Origin of the sequence: Acinetobacter calcoaceticus ANC 3811 (assembly GCF_000399665.1) — a bacterium.
Classification (GTDB): Bacteria; Pseudomonadota; Gammaproteobacteria; order Pseudomonadales; family Moraxellaceae; genus Acinetobacter; species Acinetobacter calcoaceticus_B.
Genome location: NZ_KB976986.1, coordinates 3,331,967 through 3,349,480 on the forward strand (window position 1 = coordinate 3,331,967; position 17,514 = coordinate 3,349,480).

At 39.2% G+C, this 17,514-nt stretch carries 15 protein-coding genes; 12 read left to right on the forward strand and 3 right to left on the reverse strand.

Features of this window, described 5'->3' with window-relative positions:
• The first annotated feature begins 4 nt into the window (after nucleotides 1-4).
• From aroK to F935_RS16940, 12 genes are all read left to right on the forward strand, one after another.
• Nucleotides 5-574, forward strand: a complete 570-nt coding sequence (gene aroK / locus F935_RS16885) for a shikimate kinase AroK (RefSeq protein ID WP_016139989.1) — start codon at nucleotides 5-7, stop codon at nucleotides 572-574.
• 28 nt (nucleotides 575-602) lie between these two features.
• A complete protein-coding gene (gene aroB / locus F935_RS16890) occupies nucleotides 603-1,685 on the forward strand; it encodes a 3-dehydroquinate synthase (RefSeq protein WP_016139990.1) in 1,083 nt (360 codons plus the stop codon).
• 16 nt (nucleotides 1,686-1,701) lie between these two features.
• A complete protein-coding gene (locus F935_RS16895) occupies nucleotides 1,702-2,583 on the forward strand; it encodes a hypothetical protein (protein WP_016139991.1) in 882 nt (293 codons plus the stop codon).
• 460 nt (nucleotides 2,584-3,043) lie between these two features.
• Nucleotides 3,044-7,519 carry a glutamate synthase large subunit gene (gltB, locus tag F935_RS16900; RefSeq protein ID WP_171068120.1) on the forward strand — a complete coding sequence of 1,492 codons (4,476 nt, stop codon included), beginning with the start codon at nucleotides 3,044-3,046 and terminating at the stop codon, nucleotides 7,517-7,519.
• Between the two features lie 69 nt (nucleotides 7,520-7,588).
• The gene (locus F935_RS16905; RefSeq protein WP_016139993.1) at nucleotides 7,589-9,010 is read left to right on the forward strand and encodes an FAD-dependent oxidoreductase; all 1,422 of its coding nucleotides are present in this window, start codon (nucleotides 7,589-7,591) and stop codon (nucleotides 9,008-9,010) included.
• A 173-nt stretch (nucleotides 9,011-9,183) separates the two neighbouring features.
• Nucleotides 9,184-10,071, forward strand: a complete 888-nt coding sequence (locus F935_RS16910; RefSeq protein WP_016139994.1) for a metal-dependent hydrolase — start codon at nucleotides 9,184-9,186, stop codon at nucleotides 10,069-10,071.
• Between the two features lie 131 nt (nucleotides 10,072-10,202).
• Entirely contained in the window at nucleotides 10,203-10,793 is a 591-nt protein-coding gene (locus tag F935_RS16915) for a LemA family protein (RefSeq protein ID WP_002117090.1), read from the forward strand.
• A gap of 24 nt (nucleotides 10,794-10,817) precedes the next feature.
• Nucleotides 10,818-11,900 carry a TPM domain-containing protein gene (locus tag F935_RS16920; RefSeq protein WP_016139995.1) on the forward strand — a complete coding sequence of 361 codons (1,083 nt, stop codon included), beginning with the start codon at nucleotides 10,818-10,820 and terminating at the stop codon, nucleotides 11,898-11,900.
• Nucleotides 11,894-12,454 carry a TPM domain-containing protein gene (locus F935_RS16925; RefSeq protein WP_016139996.1) on the forward strand — a complete coding sequence of 187 codons (561 nt, stop codon included), beginning with the start codon at nucleotides 11,894-11,896 and terminating at the stop codon, nucleotides 12,452-12,454. Before F935_RS16920 ends, F935_RS16925 begins: the two co-directional genes overlap by 7 nt.
• A gap of 348 nt (nucleotides 12,455-12,802) precedes the next feature.
• Nucleotides 12,803-13,345 (forward strand): pilin, encoded by a 543-nt coding sequence (locus F935_RS16930; protein ID WP_016139997.1) that lies wholly within the window; start codon nucleotides 12,803-12,805, stop codon nucleotides 13,343-13,345.
• 71 nt (nucleotides 13,346-13,416) lie between these two features.
• Nucleotides 13,417-14,151 carry a TfpX/TfpZ family type IV pilin accessory protein gene (tfpZ, locus tag F935_RS16935; RefSeq protein ID WP_016139998.1) on the forward strand — a complete coding sequence of 245 codons (735 nt, stop codon included), beginning with the start codon at nucleotides 13,417-13,419 and terminating at the stop codon, nucleotides 14,149-14,151.
• A 97-nt stretch (nucleotides 14,152-14,248) separates the two neighbouring features.
• A complete protein-coding gene (locus F935_RS16940; protein ID WP_016139999.1) occupies nucleotides 14,249-15,877 on the forward strand; it encodes a PglL family O-oligosaccharyltransferase in 1,629 nt (542 codons plus the stop codon).
• 45 nt (nucleotides 15,878-15,922) lie between these two features.
• Here F935_RS16940 and bfr read toward each other — a convergent pair whose 3' ends face one another.
• From bfr to F935_RS16955, 3 genes are all read right to left on the reverse strand, one after another.
• Nucleotides 15,923-16,387, reverse strand: coding sequence for a heteropolymeric bacterioferritin subunit Bfr (gene bfr, locus F935_RS16945; protein ID WP_016140000.1), 465 nt, complete (start codon nucleotides 16,385-16,387; stop codon nucleotides 15,923-15,925).
• A gap of 245 nt (nucleotides 16,388-16,632) precedes the next feature.
• Nucleotides 16,633-16,827: a bacterioferritin-associated ferredoxin gene (locus F935_RS16950; RefSeq protein WP_016140001.1), complete on the reverse strand. Its 195-nt coding sequence runs from the start codon at nucleotides 16,825-16,827 to the stop codon at nucleotides 16,633-16,635.
• Between the two features lie 219 nt (nucleotides 16,828-17,046).
• Nucleotides 17,047-17,430 (reverse strand): RidA family protein, encoded by a 384-nt coding sequence (locus F935_RS16955; RefSeq protein WP_002116996.1) that lies wholly within the window; start codon nucleotides 17,428-17,430, stop codon nucleotides 17,047-17,049.
• Nucleotides 17,431-17,514 lie beyond the last annotated feature (84 nt).

The window sequence follows — 17,514 nt, forward strand, 5'->3', positions numbered from 1 at the left end:
TTCAATGAAAGCAATTGAAATAGGTGGCGCCTTGCCAAGCAAAGCGTTTGAAACCCTGCCAAATATTTATTTGGTAGGGCCCATGGGGGCAGGAAAAACAACCGTTGGACGTCATTTAGCCGAAATATTAGGGCGTGAATTTTTAGATAGTGATCATGAAATTGAACGCAAAACGGGTGCTACTATTCCTTGGATTTTTGAAAAAGAAGGGGAATTTGGATTTCGTGCTCGTGAAACCATGGTGTTGAATGAGTTGACTTCCCGTAAGGCTTTGGTTTTAGCAACAGGCGGTGGTGCGATTACTCAAGCACCTAATCGTGAGTTTCTAAAGCAGCGTGGTATTGTTGTTTATCTTTACACTCCAGTGGAACTACAATTACAACGAACTTATCGCGATAAAAACAGACCTCTATTACAAGTTGAAAATCCTGAACAAAAATTGCGAGATTTATTAAAAACACGTGATCCTTTGTATCGTGAAGTTGCTCATTACACGATTGAAACCAATCAGGGTGCTGCACGCGATCTTGCACAAAAGATTTTGCAACTTATTTTGTCTAACACGCTAAAATAGCCAAACTTACTCGTGGTTTAATAAACTCATGCAAACTTTACATGTTGAATTAGGCGAACGCCGTTATCCTATTTTTATTGGCAGTCAACTTGATCCTAAACAGTTGCTTGAGCCTTATATTCATGGTCAGCAGGTCATGATTGTGAGTAACGAAACGGTTGCTCCTTTATATTTATCTCACTATCAAGAAGCACTAAAAAGTTTGGGTAAAACGATAGCTACTTGTATTTTGCCCGATGGTGAAAAATATAAAGATATTCAACATTTAAATTTAATTTTTGATGCACTACTTGAAGCTGGTTTTAACCGAGATTGTACGGTTCTAGCTTTAGGTGGCGGTGTGATTGGTGATATGGCTGGCTTTGCCTCAGCATGTTTCCAGCGTGGGGTGTATTTTATTCAGGTTCCTACCACACTTCTTTCACAGGTCGACTCAAGTGTAGGTGGTAAAACTGGAATTAATCACCCACTGGGTAAAAACATGCTTGGCGCATTTCAGCAACCTCAAGTTGTTTTGGCTGATATGGCTCAACTCAACACTTTACCAGATCGAGAGTTGTCTGCTGGATTATCAGAAGTTATTAAATATGCTTTGTTAGGTGATGCTGAGTTTCTGGTGTGGTTAGAGCAGAATATGGATGGGTTGGTTGGGCGCGATGCTGATCTTTTAGCAGAAGCTGTTTATCGTTCATGTGCCCATAAAGCTCGTATTGTTGCAAATGATGAAAAAGAACAGGGCGAGAGAGCTTTACTCAACCTAGGTCATACCTTTGGTCATGCGATTGAATCTTATCTTGGGTATGGTACTTGGTTACATGGCGAAGCAGTAGCTACTGGCATGGTCATGGCGGCTGATTTATCACAGCGTTTAGGCTGGATTTCAAGCGATGATGTAGAGCGTACAAAAAAAATTATTAAACGCGCCAATTTGCCGATATCATGTCCAAAAATTCCATTGGATGAATTCCTTGGATATATGGCACATGATAAAAAAGTCCTCAATGGTCAATTACGTTTAGTGTTGTTAAAGCAACTTGGACAAGCTGTAATTACTAAAGACTTTGATGTTGAACTCATGAAACAAGCTATTTTGGCAAATCAACACGGATAATAAATTAAGGTAACACATGACTGTATCACGTACACTTTGGCAGAATGTTCAACAATATATCTGGTTGGTGGGTGGTATCGTCTGCTTGTTTCTGGCTTTTCTTTTCTGGGTAATGACTGATAGTAAGAAGCTTGTAGAAGTTGAAAAAGCAGCCGATTCAGAAACACCCGTGCAAATTCAGCCAGAAAAAGTGGCAACAACGGCTAACTTAGGGGCTTTAGCTGATGAAGTTAGGCCTCTTGATTTAACGACTCGGACTGTTGTATCTGGTCAGCATGAGGCGGAGTTCCGCGGTACAAAGTTTATTAACGAAAACAAGAAACAGTGGACGCTTGAGCTATTCCGCGCATCTGATGAAGATATTGTTAAAAACTTTTTAAAGAATCGTTCAGACCGAAATAAATTCATCTACTTCAGATTAAGTGGTGATAAGCAATCTGAACAATATGTTTTGACATATGGTGTATTTAAACGTTCTGAAGATGCAATTCAACAGTTAACACAGCTGAATCTTGATTTGCCTGAATCAATTAAGCCGCAACCTCAACAATTTTCGACCTATGTACCACTAGTCAATGACTTGGGTGCAGATGAAATGAAAGGTGGGATTAGTCAAACTTATGAAGTGCGTTTACGTCCAGCTGCATTGCCTAGAATTGATGAGTCTTTGCTTATGGGTACAGGTGCAAATAATGCTATAAGTGCGCAACCTAAAGTAGCTGCTCCAGCAACAAACTCCACAACTCGGACAACCATTATTCGCAGAGATGCTGAAGGAAATGTTGTGGATGTACATCAGTCGAATTCTGCTGCTGATACTGCTAAAAAGGCTCAACAAAATCGTGCAACTGAAGCTCCTCCTAAAAATGCAACAAATGAGGGCACAAGAGGGAACTAAGGATAAGAATAATGTGCACAAATATAGTGCAATAACAAAAGACATATATAATTTTTGATCAAGTGTGGTGCATATTTGGTCATTTATTAAAATGATAACCTGAATAAAACCGATCTATTTTTAATAAATATAAACACTTAAGCTTTGAAAATTATATTGGCATAGTTTTTGCTTTATTCTTGTGCTTATTAATGTACTGCTAACTATTTTGGCGCTCTAAAGAGTGAAGTCTATGCAGAGTCGTGGGGTCGAGCTGCTTTAAAAGAGTGCGAAATAAGTCAAAACATTTTTCTAGCAAAAACCAGTGTACGTAAAAATGGAACAGCGTATATTGGCTTATCAGCCCAAAATTTTTTTTGCGAAACATTGAGCTAACTATCGTCCATAGGCAATATCGCAGAAATAAGTTGTTTGTTTGACGCTCGAAAGAGCCTTATTGAAAGAAGGGTACGCTATGCACATGCCATCGCCTAATACTGTAGCTCCCGCTCAAGGTTTATATCAACCTGATGAGTTTAAGGATAACTGTGGTTTTGGACTGATTGCCCATATGAAGGGTGAATCAAGTCATCATCTTGTAGAAACCGCGATTCACAGTTTAAGTTGCATGACGCACCGTGGTGGTATTGCCGCAGATGGCAAGACGGGAGATGGTTGCGGCTTATTATTGGCGATGCCAAAGCAATTTTTTCGTGATGAAGCAAAAAAACTGAGTGACATTACACTTAGCGAAGTTTTTGCTGTCGGTACTGTATTTTTAAATGTTGATCCGGCATTAGCGCAGCACTCTAAAAATATTTTAACTAAAGAAATTGAGGCTGATGGCTTACGCGTACTAGCTTGGCGTGTTGTCCCTACAAATAACGATGCACTAGGTGAAATTGCACTTCAATCTTTACCAGCTTTTGAACAGGTCATTGTGAACTGTCCAATGGGTGTAACGGAAGTTGAGTTTAACCGTAAACTATTTTTGGCACGTCGTCGTGCAGAACAACAATTACTAAATGATTCATCGTTCTATGTGAACACGCTTTGTTCGACAGTAATCAGCTATAAAGGCTTGATGATGCCAGCTGCGATTGCTGAGTTCTATACAGATTTAGCAGATGAGCGTTTAAAATCTCATATTGTGGTATTCCACCAACGTTTCTCGACTAACACGTTACCGCGTTGGCCCTTGGCTCAGCCTTTCCGTTACCTTGCGCATAATGGTGAAATTAACACTATTACAGCAAACCGTAACTGGGCATTGGCACGTACGCCTAAATTTGAAAATCCATTGTTGCCGGGCTTAACTGATCTTAATCCAATCGTGAACCGTACAGGTTCAGATTCTTCAAGCTTAGATAACATGCTGGAAATCTTGGTTGGTGGTGGTATGGATTTATTCCGTGCATTGCGTATGCTCGTGCCACCAGCTTGGCAGAACGTTGAAACTTTAGATGCAGACTTACGTGCATTCTATGAGTTTAACTCTAAGCATATGGAAGCTTGGGATGGTCCAGCGGGCTTGGTTATTCAAGATGGTCGTCATGCGATTTGTATGCTTGACCGTAATGGTTTGCGTCCTGCACGTTGGGTCGTTACCAAAAATGATTACATTACCTTAGCATCTGAAATTGGTGTTTGGGGTTATGAGCCTGAAGATGTGGTTTCTAAAGGTCGTGTTGGACCAGGCCAAATTTTGGTAGTTGATACTTTAACGGGCAAAGTACTTGATACAAAAGATGTAAATACACATCTTAAAAACATGCGTCCGTATCGTGAATGGTTGCGTGACCATGCAATTCGCTTAAATGCCAACCCTGAACTTGAAGAACAATTAGTTGATAAGGGCTTAACTGGCGATGCTTTAAAAGCAGCTCAAAAAATGTTTATGGTGACATTTGAAGAGCGCGACCAGTTGTTACGTCCTATTGCTGAAAGTGGTCAGGAAGCTGTTGGTTCTATGGGTGATGATACGCCAATGGCTGTATTGTCTCGTCAAGTACGCCATGTGACTGATTATTTCCGTCAACAATTTGCACAAGTAACGAACCCTCCAATTGATCCATTACGTGAATCGATTGTAATGTCGCTCGAAACCTGTTTAGGTCGTGAGCAGAATGTATTTGAGCAAGGTCCAGAGCACGCAGATCGAATCATTATTTCGAGCCCTGTTCTGTCTAACTCAAAAATACAGCAAATCCGTAGTATTGATCGTGCAGGCTATGAGTCTGTTGACATCAACTTGAACTATGCCGAAGAAGAAGGTTTGCAAGCTGCGATTACTCGTATTTGTGAAGAAGCGGCTCAAGCGGTTCGTGATGGTAAAACTTTAATTGTTTTAACTGATAAAAATATTCGCCAAGGTTTCTTGCCTGCAAACGCAGCGCTTGCAACAGGTGCGGTACACCATTACCTCATTAAAACTGGTTTACGTACTGATGCGAACATCATGGTTGAAACTGGTTTTGCACGTGATCCGCACCAATTTGCGGTATTGCTTGGTTTCGGTGCAACCGCTGTTTACCCGTACCTTGCATATGACGTGATTAATGATTTGATTGCTAAAGGTGAGCTTTTAGGTGATCCAATCCATGCTCAAGCGAACTTCCGTAAAGGTATTGAGAAAGGCTTATTAAAAGTTCTTTCAAAAATGGGTATCTCTACAGTTGCGTCGTATCGTGGCGGTCAGCTTTTCGAAGCAGTGGGTTTATCATCTGAAGTTGTAGATCAGTGCTTCTTGGGTGTCCCAAGTCGTATTCAGGGTGCAACATTTGCTGATCTTGAAAAAGACCAGAAAAAATTAGCTGCTACAGCATGGTCAAATCGCAAACCAATTGATCAAGGTGGTCTGCTTAAATTCGTATTTGATAAAGAGTATCACGCGTTCAACCCAGATGTGATTAACTCATTACACAAAGCAGTTCGCTCTGGTAAATACGAACACTTTAAAGAATATGCTGAGCTGGTTAATAACCGTCCAGTGGCGACTATTCGTGACTTATTTAAGTTAAAAACAACGAATCCAATTCCAGTTGAGCAAGTTGAATCAGTTAAAGATATCTTGCCTCGTTTTGACTCGGCAGGGATGTCTTTGGGGGCTCTTTCTCCAGAAGCACATGAAGCGATTGCAATTGCGATGAATACAATTGGTGGTCGTTCAAACTCTGGTGAAGGTGGCGAAGATCCTGTTCGCTACGGCACAATTCGTAACTCGAAAATCAAACAGATCGCATCTGGTCGTTTTGGTGTAACTCCTGCATACCTGACTTCTGCTGAAGTATTGCAAATTAAAGTTGCTCAAGGTGCAAAACCGGGTGAAGGCGGTCAGTTACCGGGCGGTAAAGTAAATGGTTTAATTGCACGTTTACGTTACTCAGTGCCAGGTGTAACACTGATTTCACCTCCACCGCACCACGATATTTACTCAATTGAAGATTTGTCTCAGTTAATTTTTGACTTGAAACAAGTTAACCCACAAGCAATGGTTTCGGTAAAACTGGTATCTGAGCCGGGTGTAGGAACAATTGCTGCTGGTGTTGCCAAGGCATATGCAGACTTCATTACCATTTCTGGTTATGACGGTGGTACTGCTGCATCTCCACTTTCATCAATCCACCATGCGGGTTCTCCATGGGAATTAGGTCTAAGTGAGGCGCATCAAGCACTACGCGTTAATGACTTACGTGGCAAAGTACGCGTACAAACAGATGGTGGTTTAAAAACTGGTCTTGATGTGATCAAAGCAGCAATTTTAGGTGCTGAGAGCTTTGGTTTCGGTTCAACACCAATGATTGCGTTAGGTTGTAAATATCTACGTATTTGCCACTTAAACAACTGTGCGACTGGTGTTGCAACTCAACAAGATCACTTACGTCAAGAGCACTATATTGGCGAGCCAGAAATGCTCATCAATTTCTTCCACTTTATCGCGGAAGAAACGCGTGAGTGGTTGGCAGCACTAGGTGTTTCTTCATTGAAAGACTTAATCGGTCGTGTTGATTTACTCGAAGTATTGCCGGGTGAAACTGAAAAACATGCTCATCTTGATTTAAGTCCATTGTTAACTTCTCATCCATCTGCTGACGGTAAAGCGCAGTATTGTGAAGTACAAGGAAATGCGCCATTTGATAAAGGTGTGTTAGCTGAGAAAATGGTTGCTGAAATGCTTCCTGCAATTGAATCAAGTGCAGGTGGTCAGTACAACTTTACTGTTGTGAACTGTGACCGTTCGATTGGTGCTCGTGTGTCAGGTGAAATTGCTCGTCGCTATGGCAACTTAGGCATGGAAGTGCATCCAGTTGTGATGAACTTAACGGGTACAGCGGGTCAGTCACTTGGTGTATGGAACGCTGGTGGTTTACACATCCGTCTTGAAGGTGATGCTAATGACTATGTGGGTAAAGGTATGGCAGGTGGTCGTATCTCAATCTTCCCACCAAAAGGTTCACCTTTCCAAACTCAAAATACAGCAATTATTGGTAATACCTGTTTGTATGGTGCAACTGGCGGTAAGCTTTTTGCAGCGGGTACAGCGGGTGAGCGTTTTGCAGTTCGTAACTCGGGTGCATTCGCTGTAATTGAAGGTGCTGGCGATCACTGCTGTGAATATATGACAGGTGGTGTTGTGACTGTACTTGGTAAAGTAGGCCATAACTTTGGCGCGGGCATGACCGGTGGTTTTGCTTATGTACTTGACCTTGATAATGATTTCGTAGATTACTACAACCACGAATTGATTGATTTAAATCGTATTTCAACAGAATCTATGGAAGATCATAAAGAGTTCTTGTTGCGTATTATCGATGAGCATATTAAAGAAACAGGTAGTGCCTGGGCTTATAAAATCCGCAATGAGTTCGATTTCTACAGCCGTAAATTCTGGCTTGTGAAACCAAAGGCTGCTAATTTGCTAACGCTTTTGAAAACAACACAAGCTGATCCACAATAATTCCACGACTGCAACGACATAGGCAGGTGCGGGCAACAGTGAAAACCGCGCCTACCCACGGAGAGAGACATGGCAGAACGCCTAAATAATGACTTTCAATTTCTGGATGTAGCACGCCAAGATCCAGAGAAAAAAGATATTACTGTCCGCAAAGCAGAATTTGTGGAAATTTATAAACCTTTTACATCGGAAACTGTTACTAATCAGACTCACCGTTGTTTAGGTTGTGGTAACCCATATTGCGAATGGAAATGTCCTGTACATAACTACATTCCAAACTGGTTAAAACTCATCGCTGAAGGCCAAATTTTCCAAGCTGCTGAGCTTTGCCATCAAACCAACACACTACCTGAGGTATGTGGTCGTGTATGCCCACAAGACCGTTTATGTGAAGGTGCTTGTACCTTAAATGATGGTTTTGGTGCCGTAACGATTGGTAATGCTGAAAAATATATCAACGATACAGCCTTTGCTTTGGGCTGGCGTCCAGATATGTCAGGCGTAAAATGGACTGACAAAAAAGTTGCAATTATTGGTGCTGGCCCTGCAGGTTTAGGTTGTGCAGATATTCTAGCTCGCGGTGGTGTTAAACCCGTTGTATTCGATAAGCGCCCTGAAATTGGTGGCTTACTTACATTCGGTATTCCAGAATTTAAAATGGAAAAAGATGTAATGAAACGCCGTCGTGAAATCTTCACGGGTATGGGCATCGAATTCCGTTTGAATACTGAAATTGGCACTGATGTAACTATTGATGAATTACTAGCAGAATATGATGCGGTGTTCATGGGTATGGGAACTTATACCTACATGAAGGGTGGTTTCCCAGGTGAAGATCTTAATGGCGTTTATGATGCTCTTGATTTCCTCATCTCTAACGTGAACCGTTGCCAAGGTTGGGAAAAAGACCCAAGTGAATACATCAGCTTAGATGGTAAAAAGGTGATTGTATTGGGTGGTGGTGATACAGCGATGGACTGTAACCGTACTTCATTACGTCAAGGCGCTCATGATGTAACGTGTGCATACCGCCGTGATGAAAGCAACATGCCAGGTTCTGCACGTGAAGTAAAAAATGCCTATGAAGAAGGTGTGAAATTCCTATTCAATCGTCAACCGATCGAAATCGTTGGTGAAAATGGCAAAGTAACAGGCGTAAAAGTGGTAACGACACAAATGGGTGCACCAGATAGTCGTGGCCGTCGTAGCCCTGAACCAGTTCCAGGTTCTGAAGAAGTATTACCAGCCGATGCTGTTCTACTTGCATTCGGTTTCCGCCCAAGTCCAGCTGACTGGTTTGGTAATGCGAATATTAGTCTTGATGGTTCGGGCCGTGTTGTCGCAGTTGAAAAGCAAGAATTCAAATTCCAGACATCAAACCCGAAAATCTTTGCGGGTGGTGATATGGTACGTGGTTCAGACCTTGTCGTGACTGCGATTTGGGAAGGCCGTCAAGCTGCTGAAGGCATTTTGGATTACCTAGGTGTTTAATAAATTAATGTGTTAAAACACTCAAGAAAGCCTACTTCAAGTAGGCTTTTTTATTGTCTACCATTAGTCACTTTGATGTTTTTGGCAAATATAATAAGCTTTTTTGCCCTTTTTAGCTTTTTAAGCTCGCGACATACTCAAAACTTCCTTCTTCAATACAATAGGTGTTGAGTATGAACATCGCAGATATGACGGCAGAAAAATCATATTTAAATCGTCGAAAAGCGTTGGGTATTACAGTGCGTCGTCTTGAATTTAATCCAAAGGCGATCAAGCGGCACTATTTTGCAAATTCACCCCTCATGTCTCATTTTTTAACTGCACTTTCATCAACGTTTCCGGTGGGTGAGCAATTTTTTGTAAATAGCGTACGTAATGTGCGTGATAAAGTCTCAGACCCTCAACTACAAGCACAAATTGCAGCTTTTATTGGACAAGAGGCTATGCACTCCAAAGCACATAGTGAGTTTAATGAAGCTTGGCGACGTGATGATTATAATTTGGACAGTTTTCAAAACTGGTTAAATGAGCGTGATAAATATTTAAGAACGATTCCACCTAAACTTCAATTGGCTCTTACCTGTGCTTTTGAGCATTTTACAGCTCTACTTGGAGCATATGTTTTACAGCATCCAGAGTTATTAAAAACCTTAGATCAAGATGCATTAAAACTTTGGGTATGGCATGCGATTGAAGAAATTGAGCATCGTTCAGTCGCATTCGATGTCTATCAGCATATATATGGAGATGACCGTATCCGCCGTTTACTCATGCGTAGTGTCACTACTGGGTTTGCGAGTCTCGCTTTTTATGGGACAACTCGTTTATTTTGGCAAGATAAATGGAATAGCCTACCTAAAATTGGAGGCAATTTATTTGGCTCATATTTGCTGATTAAGATGCTTGTCCAATTAATGCCTGAATACTTCGCATATTACAAGAAAGATTTTCATCCGAGTCAAAAGGATTACGACAGAATGGTCGATTACTGGAAAAGCTCTTTAGCTGAAGACTATCAAATGGCAAGTTTTCAACAAGAAAAAGATCAAAGATTAAGTTAATTGATAACCGGATTTAAAAATCCGGTTTTTTAAAAATCAATAAAATAAAAGCAACACAATAATGCCAAATTCATCATACAATCGGATAAAGAGGTCAAAAATATAAAGAAAAACTTGAGGATAATGTGACGATGAAAACATTGAAACAATTTGCAATCGCAACGACACTTGCCAGTACCTTACTGTTTTCGGGATGTGGCTATAACACTCTGCAAGTAAAAGATGAGGCTGTGACAGCAGCGTGGTCTGAAGTACAAAACCAATATCAACGTCGTTCAGATTTGGTGCCAAACCTTGTCAATGTGGTAAAAGGTTATGCTAAACATGAAGAGCAAGTATTAACAGAAGTAACACAAGCACGCTCGAATGTTGCAGGTTTAAAAGTTGATAAAGAAGTTCTTGAAGATCCAGCTTTACTTGAAAAATATCAACAGGCTCAAAGTCAATTAACAGGTGCATTATCTCGACTGATTGCTGTGTCTGAAAACTACCCAGATTTGAAGGCCAACACTCAATTCCAAGAATTACAAGTTCAGCTTGAGGGTACAGAAAACCGTATTGCAGTTGCCCGTAATCGTTATATTACAACGGTACAAGACTATAACTCGTATGTACGCCAGTTCCCGCAAGCAGTGACTGCAAAAGTAATTGGCATGCATCCAAAAGCCAATTTCTCAGCAGAAGCTTCTGCACAACAGGCTCCAAAAGTTTCTTTTGATTAATTTAATAAATCAAAGGAGGGCCGTATGAGAAATATTATATTGCTTCAGTCTAAGCAAATTAAGGTCTTTATTACGACCTTAATTTTGCTCTGTTGTGGTGTTCTTTTTCAGAATACGGCATGGAGTGAAAGTAATATTGCAACTGCTACTGATGAGACTGACACAATAGTATCGGGCAAAATTATTCAAAAGCAGCAAAATCAAGCTACGCTGTCTAAATCGGGGGAACAACCAGCTTCGAGTGTTGCTGCTTCGCCTAAAGTCTCTAATGATATGGCAGATGGTGAGTCAATTCGTGGTTTGCCAACTTTAAACCAACCTGTTATTGATCAAGCCAATATCCTAAGCGAGACAGAAAAGCAGCAGCTCAACCAAAAAATTCTAAGTTTATACCAACAAGGCAAAGCGCAAATTGGTATCGTTATTGTTCCAACGACGGGCCAAGAAGATATTTTTGATTATGCATTACGAGTGGGCGAGCAGTGGCAATTAGGCTCAGCTAAACGTGACAATGGATTACTCATTGCGGTAGCGGTAAATGATCGCCGTATACAAATTTTAACTGGATATGGTTTAGAAGGCGTGTTGCCTGATATTGTCGCAAGTCGGATTATTCGAAATCAAATTACACCTTATTTTAAACAAGCCCAATATGCACAGGGTTTAAATGCGGGTCTTGATGAAATTGGAAGGATTTTAAATCTTGATCCAGAAGTTGCTCAGCAAGCTGCTCAAGATTTAAAAGAAAGACAACACCAAGCCGCAGAAGAGCAACAGGCCAAACAAACAACGCTGACAATGGCTCTATTTATTCTTGTTGCTGGAATTGTGGGTTCATTTATTGTAGGGCGACCTCTTAGTGCTTCTACTGCTGGTGTTGCTGCCGCCGTAGCAGGTTTTGTAAATGGCGCAGGTCTAGTGACTAGTTTATTACTTGGTGTTGGAATCTTCTTTTTACTCATTACTTCTATTGCCCAACTTATTTTACAGGCCATTCTAAGTGGTTCTGGAGGCGGTGGACGTGGAGGAGGCTTCGGCGGTGGTGGCGGAGGCTATGGCGGTGGTGGAGGTCGTTTTGGCGGTGGAGGTGCTTCAGGCTCATGGTAACAACATCAGAAACAACACAAATTATTACTCAGCCAAAAATTGAGGAATCTGTAGAGCCAAGCTTAAAACGTTGGTTTAAACATTTATGTTATTTTCCGGCCAGTAGTCGTTATTTTTCAAAACAAGATAAGCAAATTATTGCCGATGCTGTACAGCAAGCAGAACATGGACATGTTGGCGAAATACAGGTGGTAATTGAAGGCCATATTCCATGTTCACAAGCCTATAGACAAAACACACGTTTACGAGCACAGCAGTTATTTGCAGAATTAGGCGTTTGGGATACTGCATTAAATAGCGGCGTATTGTTATACCTAAATTTATGTGAACGTACTGTAGAAGTTATATTTGACCGCGGTATTAGAAATGGGACTACTGATCAGATCTGGCAACAGATTTGTGAGTCTATCGTTCAACAGCTTAAACAAAAACAATATCAACAAGCTGTAGTGATTGGTGTACAGCAAATTGGAGAGGTGATGTCACGTTTTTATGATGAAAACATGCCAGATCAATCCAATGAATTGGGAAATGCTCCAATTATTATAAATTAAGTTATTTTCTAGAAGTTCTATATCTCATAATTTTTAAGTTTTTATTTCTTAAGGTAGCTGACAAAAAATGTCACCTATTTATTTATTTTTAAAGAGAATTTGTTCACAAAAGCAAATAAAAAGTTTGATGGATTTTATTTACTTTTTTTTATGTGTGATGTGTTGTAGTAAAAGTTATATGACGTTTTTTGTCAGTTATTTACAGTGATTTTATATTCAATAAATTGAAAAATTAATATAAGTTTTTGTTTTATAAATAAAATAAAAGTTGGCACGAATGCTGCTATATAGTTGAGAGCTGAAAAAGCTTATATAAAAACATACATACAATCTTTGGGGAAAAAGGCTATGAATGCACAAAAAGGTTTTACATTAATTGAACTCATGATCGTGGTTGCGATTATCGGTATTTTGGCAGCAATTGCGATTCCTGCTTATTCAGATTATACCGTGCGTACACGTATTTCTGAGGGATTAAATTTAGCGGATAGTGCAAAACAAATGATTGCATCAGACGCTGCTTCAGTAAATGATTTAAAGTCAGTATCTACTACTTGGAATGCGCAAGCTCAAGGCAGTGGTGCAAACTCTAAGTATGTTAACTCTGTACAGATTAATCAATCTACAGGCGAAATTGAAGTTGTCTATAATGCATCAGCCGTTGGTATTGGTACAGCAGCAAACAAACTCTATCTTAAGCCTTATGTTCGTTCTAAGAAAGCAGGTGACCCAGGCGTAGAATTAGATGCTGCATTAAAAGCGGGAGAGACTGGAGCAATTGATTGGGGTTGTTCATCTGCTACACATAATGCTGCTACAGATGCAAAACTAGAGACTGGTTTAAGTACTGGTACATTAGAAGCAAAATTTGCTCCAGCTGCTTGCCGTTAATTACTAGATTAATAAAAAAGACCGTTTTTTCGGTCTTTTTTATTAAGTGCAGAATAGTTAAGAGTATTAAGATGTCTAAGCGCTTTAAGTTCTTTCTAAGCCACTTATCTATTTCGATGATAGTAGCTTTAATTATTCTTATTTGTTTTTTTCTTGTTTGGTATCCAGAACCTTTAGCCAAAGCTGTAGGAGCTATTCATCTCTTTATAATGATAATAGCTATAGATGTTATATTAGGCCCTGCCTTAAGCTTCTTTGTATATAAAGAAGCAAAAAAAACACTTAAATTTGATTTAACAGTAATTATCCTAATTCAAATTTTAGCTTTAGGATATGGTTTATATAGCATTGTTCAAGGTCGACCTGCTTGGGTGATCTATAATGTTGATCGTTTTGAGCTTGTACGTAATAATGAAATTACTAATACCAATCTTCAAACAGTTCGGCCACAATTCCGTTATCCTTCTTGGTTTAAACCAAGCTTTGCCGCTGTTGAAGTGCCAAAAAATAAGGAAGAGCGCAATAAAAGTATGTTTGATGAAATATTTAGTGGTATTTCTTCTGCTCAACGGCCAGAACTTTATGTAGATTTAGTACAAATAAAGCCTTTTATACAACATAGAGTCCAAAACTTAAATGAGCTTGAAAAATATAATTCTAAGCAGCAAGTAAAAGAAATACTAAAAAAATATCCATCAGCTGATGCTTGGGTTCCTTTAAAAGCCAATGCTGTAGATATGGTTGTGTTGATGAATAAGAGTTCTGCTCAGGTTGTTAAAATTGTAGATTTAAGACCTTGGAAGTAAAAGTAAGAGATAGGATGAGGGAATACAAACAGGACTTAATTCTTATCATCCTCTTCCATGTATAATTCTCTCAAGTTTTGGTCTCTAACCTTTCACTATGCAAGTATTCTTCCTATTCTTCGCTGCAATCCTATTAGGTTTTGCATGGTTGTCTCCATTTCACTATAGCCCTTGGGTCATGTTCTCGAGTGAAGTGAGTACTTTTGGGGCGGGATTATGCGTATTAGCCGCTCTATTTCAGCAAAATATTAAAATTCCTAGAGCGCAACTATTGTTGCTGCCATTTACTTTAATTCCAATAGTGCAGTGGGGTTTTGGTCTAGTTTTTGATTTGAGCACAGCCTTATTGAGTTCATTTTACTTGTTTGGTTTTTGGTTTATGGTCTTGGCTGGCTACAACCTGTCTTTAGATCAACAAAAGCGAGATCAAATCTTTTCTGGTTTTAGCTTACTTGTAATTATTGTATCGCTTATTACTAGTTTCATTGCAATTTGCCAATGGTTGAATATTGAGTCTCATATTCCGTATGTGCTTAAGTTACTGGGTAATCGTCCTTACGGTAATTTTGGTCAACCCAATAATATGGCAACCTTTTTAATTATTGGATTATTAGGGTGTTTGTATTTATATGAAAAGAATAAAGTAACAATCTGGTTGTTACTGCCTTCAACGCTCATTATTTTATTTACGGTCGCATTGAGTCAGTCAAGAACCTCATGGATAGTTTTTCCATTCTTACTAATTTATTGGATGATTAAGCAGTTTAGAAAGCAAAAAAGATTTGGATTTGCTCAAGGCTTCTTGTGGTGCTTAACATTTTTCTTAATTGCTGGATTCATCTTACCGTATATTACTCAATTCATTGAGTTCTCTACAAATACACAGATTACTGAAACAAGTACATTTGTTGCTCGTGCAGGTTCGGGGCATGAGCGTGTAGGCATGTGGATACAAATATTACATGCCATAGCACAGCAGCCATGGGCAGGGTATGGATGGAGTCAAACAAGTGTCGCTGTAGTCGATAGTATTCAATATGGAACTGTACATGTATGGTTTAATAGTGCCCATAATGTACTGCTTGATTTAATTGTTTGGAATGGTATTCCATTAGCAGCTGTAATTATTGCTTACTTTGCGTGTTGGTTCCTTTGGTTAAATCAACAGGCTAAAGAAACCATCTCAATTATAGCGATTATGATGGTGTGTGCAGTGTTTATTCATGCCATGTTCGAGTTCCCACAGCGCTATGCTTATTTCTTGCTTACCTGTGGTTTCTTGCTCGGTATTGTTCAAGCGCAGACTCCAGTACTCAAGGGAGTTGTACTTAATAAGCAACTTTTTCGCTTAATATGGGTAGGCAGTTTACTGCTTATTATTGCGATTTTACGTGATTACAATGTGTATGTTCTGAATAGTAATTTACTTTATAAGAATAAAAAGCCAAATGCAGAGTTCATGGGAAGCAGCAAAATTTTTGTTTTAACGCAGTTTGAAGAGCGTTTAAAATGGATTGAGCTTAATCCAAAAACTAAATTACCTGAAGCTGATTTAGTCCAGTGGGGAAACTCGGTAAAGAATAAAGCAACTCCATATAATCTACGTAAATATGCAAAATTGCTGGCTTATAATGGGAAACCAGAGCAAGCAGAGCAGCAATTATTAATTTTAAAGCATCTCTATAAGCAAAAAATAACGCTACCAGAGTTATTAAAAGAAAAGTAATAAAAAAAATCCCCTTGTATGCAAGGGGATTTTTTTTATGAGAAATTACATTTGACTCTGGATGTAATTTTCAATGCCAACGTTCCCAATAAGGTCAATCTGAGTATCTAACCAGTCCCAATATTCTTCTTCTTTTTCTAAAATTTCTTGAACGAGATCACGAGTCACATAGTCTTGTTCTGTTTCAGCGAGAGCAACTGTTTTTTGAATCGCCTCTATATTTTCTTTCACTTTACGAATGTCACATTGCAGAACTTCTTCTGTGTGTTGGCCGATATAAAGTTTGCCTAAATGCTGAAGATTAGGCAGACCTTCTAAAAACAAAATACGTTCAATAATTTTGTCTGCATGCTTCATTTGACGAATTGATTCTTTATATTCGGCCGAACCAAGCTGCTCAATTCCCCAATCATTAAACATGCGTGAATGTAAAAAGTATTGATTAATTGCAGTTAAATGATGATACAGCACTTGGTTGAGCTGATTAATGACATCACGATTGCCTTTCATTGTAGCTACTCCAAAACAATTTCTGCCTCAATTCAATTAAGGCAATCTATAAAACCATTTTAGTGAACAAACACTGATATGGCGAGTAATTTATAGAACAGCAAATGAAAATCGCAATCAAAAACAACACAATATTAGGAAAGGAGAGTTTCCAGCCAAAAAAAACCGCTTGAATGAGGAACTATTAACGTTCCGCAAAAAGCGGTGGAGGAGCTAATAAATACTGTTAAATGTTTATAATTCTTTTACGCAGCTACGGAAATACGAGCAGCGATTTCTGCTAATTCTTCATTAATAATAGCACGTGCTTCAGGTGCACAGCGTCCACAGCAAGTACCAAGATCAAGCAATTCACGAATTTCGCGATAGCTTTCGGCGCCATTTTCAACAGCGTCTTTGATATCTTGATCGGTAATGCCACGACACAAGCAAACGTACATGGGAGTGATCCCCAAATATAAATGCGATAATTGATATTATTGATAATTATTATCGTTTGTCAATGAAATTCATTTAAAATCTCATTTATTATTATTGGGAATTTGGATAAAAAAATACCACCTGAGCGGAAATCTGAGTTGTGTTCAGATTTTATACAAAGGTGGTTCATGATTTAGAGCTAAGAATTTAACGGAAAATACTCAATATATTTTTATATCTTATTGATTAATAATGACAATACCGTCCATTTCAACTAATGCACCTTTTGGTAAACTTGCTACACCAAGTGCTGCACGTGCAGGATACGGTTGTGCAAAATATTCACCCATAATTTGGTTTACGAGTTGGAAGTTTGATAAATCAGTTAGAAAAATATTGAGCTTAGCAATGTCTGCTAGAGAGCCGCCAGCAGCTTCACAAACCGCTTTTAAATTATCAAATACACGACGAATTTGAGCTTCGATACCTTCTACAAGTTCCATACTGTATGGGTCTAAACCAATTTGCCCTGAAAGATATAACGTATTATCTACTAAAATTGCTTGAGAGTATGTGCCGATAGCAGCAGGGGCATTTTCAGTATGAATCACTTGGCGGGACATTTGGTTCTCCTTGATTAAATCTCATTCCATCATAATCGATGATAGGTTTTGACAAAAGTATCATCGATTTAACTGATTGAGTGA

Bases quoted from the DNA above. Each gene is read 5' to 3' on its own strand.
- aroK (WP_016139989.1), top strand. From the start codon at position 5: ATGAAAGCAATTGAAATAGGTGGCGCCTTGCCAAGCAAAGCGTTTGAA.
- aroB (WP_016139990.1), top strand. From the start codon at position 603: ATGCAAACTTTACATGTTGAATTAGGCGAACGCCGTTATCCTATTTTT.
- F935_RS16895 (WP_016139991.1), top strand. From the start codon at position 1,702: ATGACTGTATCACGTACACTTTGGCAGAATGTTCAACAATATATCTGG.
- gltB (WP_171068120.1), top strand. From the start codon at position 3,044: ATGCCATCGCCTAATACTGTAGCTCCCGCTCAAGGTTTATATCAACCT.
- F935_RS16905 (WP_016139993.1), top strand. From the start codon at position 7,589: ATGGCAGAACGCCTAAATAATGACTTTCAATTTCTGGATGTAGCACGC.
- F935_RS16910 (WP_016139994.1), top strand. From the start codon at position 9,184: ATGAACATCGCAGATATGACGGCAGAAAAATCATATTTAAATCGTCGA.
- F935_RS16915 (WP_002117090.1), top strand. From the start codon at position 10,203: ATGAAAACATTGAAACAATTTGCAATCGCAACGACACTTGCCAGTACC.
- F935_RS16920 (WP_016139995.1), top strand. From the start codon at position 10,818: ATGAGAAATATTATATTGCTTCAGTCTAAGCAAATTAAGGTCTTTATT.
- F935_RS16925 (WP_016139996.1), top strand. From the start codon at position 11,894: ATGGTAACAACATCAGAAACAACACAAATTATTACTCAGCCAAAAATT.
- F935_RS16930 (WP_016139997.1), top strand. From the start codon at position 12,803: ATGAATGCACAAAAAGGTTTTACATTAATTGAACTCATGATCGTGGTT.
- tfpZ (WP_016139998.1), top strand. From the start codon at position 13,417: ATGTCTAAGCGCTTTAAGTTCTTTCTAAGCCACTTATCTATTTCGATG.
- F935_RS16940 (WP_016139999.1), top strand. From the start codon at position 14,249: ATGCAAGTATTCTTCCTATTCTTCGCTGCAATCCTATTAGGTTTTGCA.
- bfr (WP_016140000.1), bottom strand. From the start codon at position 16,387: ATGAAAGGCAATCGTGATGTCATTAATCAGCTCAACCAAGTGCTGTAT.
- F935_RS16950 (WP_016140001.1), bottom strand. From the start codon at position 16,827: ATGTACGTTTGCTTGTGTCGTGGCATTACCGATCAAGATATCAAAGAC.
- F935_RS16955 (WP_002116996.1), bottom strand. From the start codon at position 17,430: ATGTCCCGCCAAGTGATTCATACTGAAAATGCCCCTGCTGCTATCGGC.